At 71.7% G+C, this 5,519-nt stretch carries 7 protein-coding genes and 1 pseudogene; 5 read left to right on the forward strand and 3 right to left on the reverse strand.

Annotated features, from left to right (window positions below; all coding sequences use genetic code 11):
- Positions 1–65: 65 nt before the first annotated feature.
- The 4 genes from E1283_RS30825 to E1283_RS30840 all read left to right on the forward strand — a co-directional run bounded on the left by E1283_RS30825 (position 66) and on the right by E1283_RS30840 (position 2,911).
- Positions 66–833 (forward strand): glucose 1-dehydrogenase, encoded by a 768-nt coding sequence (locus E1283_RS30825; protein WP_132821468.1) that lies wholly within the window; start codon positions 66–68, stop codon positions 831–833.
- A 111-nt stretch (positions 834–944) separates the two neighbouring features.
- Positions 945–1,919: an aldo/keto reductase gene (locus tag E1283_RS30830; RefSeq protein ID WP_132821469.1), complete on the forward strand. Its 975-nt coding sequence runs from the start codon at positions 945–947 to the stop codon at positions 1,917–1,919.
- A 150-nt stretch (positions 1,920–2,069) separates the two neighbouring features.
- On the forward strand, positions 2,070–2,267 hold the full coding sequence (locus E1283_RS30835) for a hypothetical protein (RefSeq protein WP_132821470.1): 198 nt from the start codon (positions 2,070–2,072) through the stop codon (positions 2,265–2,267).
- A 77-nt stretch (positions 2,268–2,344) separates the two neighbouring features.
- The gene (locus tag E1283_RS30840; protein WP_132821471.1) at positions 2,345–2,911 is read left to right on the forward strand and encodes a dihydrofolate reductase family protein; all 567 of its coding nucleotides are present in this window, start codon (positions 2,345–2,347) and stop codon (positions 2,909–2,911) included.
- 16 nt (positions 2,912–2,927) lie between these two features.
- Here the strand turns inward: E1283_RS30840 and E1283_RS40045 are convergent.
- Positions 2,928–3,086 (reverse strand): annotated as a pseudogene (locus tag E1283_RS40045) (hypothetical protein); the annotation flags it as partial.
- Positions 3,087–3,332: 246 nt separating this feature from the next.
- On the opposite strand from E1283_RS40045, the gene E1283_RS30850 reads away from it, so the two are divergent.
- Positions 3,333–4,421 (forward strand): hypothetical protein, encoded by a 1,089-nt coding sequence (locus E1283_RS30850; RefSeq protein WP_425086259.1) that lies wholly within the window; start codon positions 3,333–3,335, stop codon positions 4,419–4,421.
- Positions 4,422–4,448: 27 nt separating this feature from the next.
- On the opposite strand, the gene E1283_RS30855 is transcribed toward E1283_RS30850, so the two are convergent.
- Together E1283_RS30855 and E1283_RS30860 are read right to left on the reverse strand one after the other, a co-directional pair.
- A complete protein-coding gene (locus E1283_RS30855) occupies positions 4,449–5,102 on the reverse strand; it encodes a GntR family transcriptional regulator (RefSeq protein WP_132821472.1) in 654 nt (217 codons plus the stop codon).
- 12 nt (positions 5,103–5,114) lie between these two features.
- Complete coding sequence (locus tag E1283_RS30860) at positions 5,115–5,378, reverse strand: thiamine pyrophosphate-dependent enzyme (protein WP_165956307.1); 264 nt, start codon at positions 5,376–5,378, stop codon at positions 5,115–5,117.
- Positions 5,379–5,519 lie beyond the last annotated feature (141 nt).

Below are 5,519 nucleotides of genomic sequence, written 5' to 3' on the forward strand. Positions count from 1 at the left end.
CCCCTACCCCTTCCGTCCTCGCCCGGGCGGCACCCGCACCGGCCCGAAGATTGGACACCTTTCCCATGAACCCGCGTTACGACTTCGAAGGCCAGGTCGCCCTGGTCACCGGCGCGGCCTCCGGCATGGGCCTGGCCGCCGCCCGCGCCTTCGCCCAGGCCGGTGCCGCCGTCGTCCTGGCCGACATCAACAAGGCCGCCGTGGACAAGGCCGCCCAGGAACTCGCCGACGCCGGCCACCAGGCCATCGGCGTCGGGTGCGACGTCACCGACGAGGACCAGGCCGCCCGCGCGGTCGACCGCGCGGTGGAAGCCTTCGGCCGCCTGGACATGGCGTTCAACAACGCCGGTATCCAGGCCCCGCCCTCCGACGCCGCCGACGAGAGCGCCGAGGAGTTCGACCGCGTCAACGCCGTCAACCTGCGCGGCGTGTGGGCCGCCCAGAAGCACGAGCTGCGCCAGATGCGCACGCAGGGCTCCGGCGCGATCGTCAACTGCTCCTCCCTCGGCGGCCTGGTCGGCCTGCCCGAGCGCGCCGCCTACCACGCCTCCAAGCACGGCGTGATCGGCCTGACCAAGAGCGCCGCGGTCGAGTACGCCCCGAGGGGCATCCGCATCAACGCCGTCTGCCCCGGCGTCATCGACACCCCGATGGTCGCCGACATGCTCGAAGGCCAGGCCGAGGCCATGGCCGAGATCATCAGGCAACAGCCCATCGGCCGCCTCGGCAAGGCCGAAGAGGTCGCCGCCGCCGTCGTGTGGCTGTGCGGCCCCGCCGCCAGCTTCGTCGTCGGCGTCGCCCTGCCCGTCGACGGCGGCTACACCAGCCACTGACGCCGGCGTAGCACCCCCAGGCGTCGGACGACGCCCACCGCGCCACCCGGGTGCTGCGGAACAGACACGGCCCGGCCCGGCGGGCCCCCGCGACCTGTGAGGAGCGTCATCATGGAGTACGTCCGTCTCGGCACCACCGGCCTGAAGGTCAGCCGCCTCGCACTGGGGTGCATGAGCTACGGCGACCCCACCGTCCCCGGCGCCCACCCCTGGGCACTGGCCGAGGACAAGGCCGGACCGTTCTTCCGCCGAGCCGTGGAACTGGGCATCACCTTCTGGGACACCGCCAACGTCTACCAGGCCGGCACCTCCGAGGAGATCACCGGCCGCGCCGTCCGCGAGTACTCCCGGCGCGAGGACATCGTGCTGGCCACCAAGGTCCGCGGGAAGACGCACGACGGCCCCGGCGGCGAGGGCCTGTCCCGCAAGGCGATCCTCGAACAGGTCGACGCCTCCCTGGCCCGGCTCGGCACCGACTACGTCGACCTCTACCAGATCCACCGCTACGACGACGACACCCCCGTCGAGGAGACCATGGAGGCGCTGCACGACGTCGTCAAGGCCGGCAAGGTCCGCTACCTCGGCGCCTCCTCGATGTACGCCTGGCAGTTCGCCAAGCTCCAGCACGCCGCCGACCTCGGCGGATGGACCCGCTTCGGGTCCATGCAGAACCAGTACAACCTGCTGCGCCGCCAGGACGAGCCCGAACTCATGGCCATGTGCGGCGACATGGGCGTCGGACTGGTCCCCTACTCACCCAACGGCAAGGGCCGCCTCGCGCGCCCCGCCGGCGAACAGAGCACCCGCTCCCGCACCGACCACGTCGTGCGGGCCTTCGACGCCCCGCACGACGAACCCGTCATCGACGCCGTGCAGCAGGTAGCCGAAGCCCGCGGCGTGACCATGGCGCAGGTCGCGCTGGCCTGGGTACTGCGTAATCCACTGGTCTCCGCCCCCATCGTCGGGGCCACCGAACGCCACCACCTCCAGCAGGCCGCGGAGGCCCTCGACCTCCAGCTGTCGGACGAGGAAGCGGCGACCCTGGAGGCTCCGTACGTCAACGCCGGACCCTCCTGGTTCTCGTAGTGCGGCCATGACTCGGCGGCGCCCGAAGGCGTGGTCGTAGACGGCTGCGGCCGGCAACGGGACGAAGAACTCTTCGGGCAGGTGCGCACGTTCGCGCGGTGCCTTGCGCACTGCATGGGCAAGGTGCCGTGCACGGCGTGATTCCGGCTGTTGGCCGACCCCGACCAGGGCGTGGGCTCCATCCCGTGGAGCCCCCTCGCCGACGCCGCAGCGGCACTCGACGTCGAACTCACCGACGGCGGCGGCGCGGTGCGCCCCTGGTGGGTCGACGGCGCCTGCCGGTTGATCGGGCCGCACCCCGACACCCCCCGACGAACCCCGCTGTCTCACGGCCATGTCTTCCGGTGATCCCCGATCGCGCACCGATGAGTTTCCCGCGCCGCGCTGGTCCGTACGCCGTACTCCCACGGACGGAAGGCTGAGCCATGCGCAAACTGATCTACGGCATGAACCTGACCCTGGACGGCTATATCAGCGCGGCCGGCGAAGACATCAGCTGGGGCGGGCCGCCGAGCGAGGAGCTGTTCCAGCGGTGGCTCGACCACGAGCAGGCGAGTGGCCTGTCGCTGTACGGGCGCAAGCTGTGGGAGACGATGAGCTCCTACTGGCCGACCGGCGACCAGCAGCCCAACGCCACCCCGGCGGAGATCGAGTTCGCGCGGAACTGGCGGGACACGCCGAAGGTGGTGTTCTCCTCGACGATCGACAAGGTCGACTGGAACACCCGTCTGGTCACCGGCGACGCGATCGCCGAGATCACCCGGCTCAAGGCCGAGGACGGCGGCCCCATGACCATCGGCGGCGCCACGCTCGCCGGGGCCGCCATGCGCGCCGGGCTGATCGACGAGTACGTGATCGTCGTCCACCCGGTCCTGGTGGGCGGGGGCACGCCGTTCTTCACCGCGTTGGACAGCTGGGTGAACCTGAACCTGGTGGAGACGCGGACGTTTCCCGGCGGCGTGGTTCTGACCAGGTACGAGACGAGGCGCTGAGCGGCTTCCCGCTGTCTCACGGCTCGGTAGGGGGTCGTGTCGCGTCGATCTGGTGACGCGACACGACCGCCGGGTGGCTCGGCCCACCAGGTGGGCCCGCGGTCGTTCGCGTACCCGCCGCCGGGCGGTCCTCGAAGTGCAGGTGCGGTCCTGTGACGTTGCCGGTCGCGCCGACCTCGCCGACGCGCTCGCCGGCCTTGGCCTTGTCGCCGTGCGCGGTGGTCCATCGCGGAGGAAGACCGTTCGGACTGCGCGAAGGCGCTCTTCAGGCCGCCCGAACGCGAGCACTCGCGGTAAACGGTCCAGGCCCGGCAGGATAATGTGCTTGCGCCGAGAAGGCGGCGTGCGGCCGCTGTGTCGGTAGAGGGAACGCGCCCCGGGGGCGAGGGCGCGAAGCGGCTCACGAAGCAGGGGGTTCGGTGTGAACGCTGACGGGGAGCGGGGCGGTTCGTCAGTGCCCGACGAGGAGTGGGAACGGTTCCTCCGGGATCCGATGACCGGTGTGGCGGACGCTCCCAGGGAGCCGTCGGCGCGGGCCCGGGTCGTGACGAGGCGGCTGCGGGAGCAGCCCCCGGACCCGGAGGGCTGGCGGACGTACTCGCCGGCCCGGCCCAGCCGGCGGAAGGGCTGGTTCGTGGTCGGGCTGCTGGCTTCGGTGGCACTGCTGGCCGTGGCGCTGGATCCGGGCCGGCTGGCCGGGTGGTTCGGCGACGACGAAGGGGCCGCGACGCCGCTGGCGGCGGAGTCGGAGCGCCCGAGCCAGGCGCCTCCCGCGGAGAGTTCCCAACAGCCCACGCTCGATGAGCCGTTCAGGGGCTCACCCGCGGCTCGCTGGTCGAGCGGCACGGACGGGATAACGGTGCCGGAGGCCGGGGCGACCGGCTGGATGAGCCAGGCGCAGGTGGAGGGGGCGCTGGAGCAGAGCCTGGACTTCCTCGCCGCGGCAAGTCTGGATCCGGGGGTGCTGCGGGGCGAGCGTCCCGAAGCGGCGATCGCGCTGATCAACCCTCACCAACAGGATGTCCGGACCTTCCTGGAGACGGCGTTCAGCGCTCCGAGCGAGCAGAACGACCCGCTGATGCTGTTCAGCCGGTTCGACACCTCGCAGGCGCGTCTCGTCGGGGACGTGGTCAGGACCCGGGGCCGGATCACGTACCGGGAGGGCGAGCGCGGCGCGCTGGAGGTGACCAGTGACGTCACGTACGTGTACCCGGTCGCGCCGGCGGCGGGCGGCGACGAGGTCGTCCGCACCATCGTGCGGCGCGAGGTGGTGATGAGCTGGGACGACCCCTCGCTGGTGATCACCGAGCCGGGAACCTTCTCCCTCGTCTCGTACGTGGTCGACATGACCAACGGGGGTTGCGACCTCTCCACCGGCTACCTGACCCCTCCGTTCGACACGGAGGAGTCGGAGGCGGGCACGGGGCCCGAGGTCGACCCGTACGACCGGAGCACCTCGATGAGCGAGCGGACGGCTTCGGACGAATGCGGCACCGCGACGCGGTCGTAGGTGTTCGTGCGATGGCGCGCTCGGCCTTCAGAACAGCTTCCTGAGGATGAGCTGAAGCGAGAACTCGACGTGTTCGCGGGCGATGTCGGCCGCCCGGTCGGCGTCGCCCGCGCACACGACGGTGATCAGTTCCGCGTGCTGACGGGACGAGGTGTCGAGGTCGGCGTCGCTGTAGAGGGCGGCGATCCGCCGGTTGAAGTGGAACAGCCGGTTGGCGCGGATCTCCGCGAGCAGCCGGGGGTTGCCGCCGGCACCCGAGATGGCGTCGTGGAACAGGTCGTTGGTGTTGGCCCGCTCGCTGAGCACCGTCGGGTCGGTGTCGGTCATCCGCCGCCGCCAGCCCTCGATCTCGGCTCGCTGCGGATCCGTGGCGCGCAGCGCGGCCAGCCGCGCCGCATGGCTCTCCAGGCCGGCCCGCACCTCGTAGATCTGCACGATCTCGTCGCGCGTGTGCTCGTGCACCAGCCAGCGCCGCCGGTGGCTGTCGATCAGGCCGTCGGCGGCGAGGCGGTGCAGGCTCTCCCGCACCGGGGTGCGGGAGACGCCGAGCCGGACGGCGATCTCGTCCTCGACGAGCGGCGCGTTGGGGCGCAGCACGCCGTCCGTTATCTCGTTGCGCAGCGTCCAGTACACGGTCTCGGAGCGGTTGCGGGGAGCCGGTCCGGTCCGCTGGTCGGCCATCCTGTGCTCCTCCTAGTAGACGGGGCGTTCGCCGGCGCCGGCGAGACCGCCGTCCCAGGCGGCGACCGGCGGCACGTGGTCGATGAGGTGCGGCACCTCGATGTCCAGGTAGACGGGTCGAGGCCGCTCGGTGAACGAGCGTGTCACCTCTTCGAGTTGGGTGAGCGAGGTGATGCGGTGTCCCTCGACGCCGCAGGCCAGCGCCACCGCGACGGCGTCGATGGGGCCCGGGTCCACGCCGAAGTAGCGGCGTTCAGTGTAGAGGTGCTGGAGCATCTTGATCCATCCCAGGCCGCGCAGTGCCGCACCAGCGCCCGCTCGGCCGGGTCGGCGAGCGCCGCCGCGGCCGCCGGGCTCTGGTCGAGCATGTCGGTCGCGATGTCGGCCAGCCGGCGGACGCCGGGCGGCGCCGGCACC

The organism is Streptomyces hainanensis (assembly GCF_004348415.1).
Classification (GTDB): Bacteria; Actinomycetota; Actinomycetes; order Streptomycetales; family Streptomycetaceae; genus Streptomyces; species Streptomyces hainanensis.

What these genes read in the sequence shown, in the direction of transcription:
- E1283_RS30855 (WP_132821472.1), bottom strand. Translation starts at nt 5,102, where the DNA reads ATGGCCGACCAGCGGACCGGACCGGCTCCCCGCAACCGCTCCGAGACC.
- E1283_RS30860 (WP_165956307.1), bottom strand. Translation starts at nt 5,378, where the DNA reads ATGCTCCAGCACCTCTACACTGAACGCCGCTACTTCGGCGTGGACCCG.
- E1283_RS30825 (WP_132821468.1), top strand. Translation starts at nt 66, where the DNA reads ATGAACCCGCGTTACGACTTCGAAGGCCAGGTCGCCCTGGTCACCGGC.
- E1283_RS30840 (WP_132821471.1), top strand. Translation starts at nt 2,345, where the DNA reads ATGCGCAAACTGATCTACGGCATGAACCTGACCCTGGACGGCTATATC.
- E1283_RS30830 (WP_132821469.1), top strand. Translation starts at nt 945, where the DNA reads ATGGAGTACGTCCGTCTCGGCACCACCGGCCTGAAGGTCAGCCGCCTC.